The sequence below is a fragment of the Aquabacterium sp. A08 genome (assembly GCF_011742065.1).
Genome location: NZ_JAAQQT010000152.1, coordinates 1 through 289 on the forward strand (window position 1 = coordinate 1; position 289 = coordinate 289).

Below are 289 nucleotides of genomic sequence, written 5' to 3' on the forward strand. Positions count from 1 at the left end.
TTGGACAGCGAGTAGGTGGCGCCCACGGCAAAGCCCGAGCCCTTGGCGGTGGTGGCGCCGGCGGCGTTCTTGGCCTTGCTGCTGGCGTAGCCCACGGAGATGTTGAACTTGTCCAGCGGCACGTTCACGCCGATGCTGTACTCGTTGTCTTTGGCGTTGCTGCCGTTCTTGGCGTGCTGGTAGCCGGCCGACAGGCGGGCCACGCCAAAGTTGTACGCGCCCGACAGGGCGGTGTACTCGCGGTCGCTGCCGGGGGTGGATTCGTGCTTCTGTTCCTGGTAGCCCAGGC

Annotated in this window: 1 protein-coding gene; it reads right to left on the reverse strand. The window is 66.1% G+C overall.

Going from position 1 to position 289, the window contains the following annotated elements:
* A partial coding sequence (locus HA630_RS00860; RefSeq protein ID WP_166832077.1) for a porin occupies positions 1-289 on the reverse strand: 289 nt, incomplete at both ends.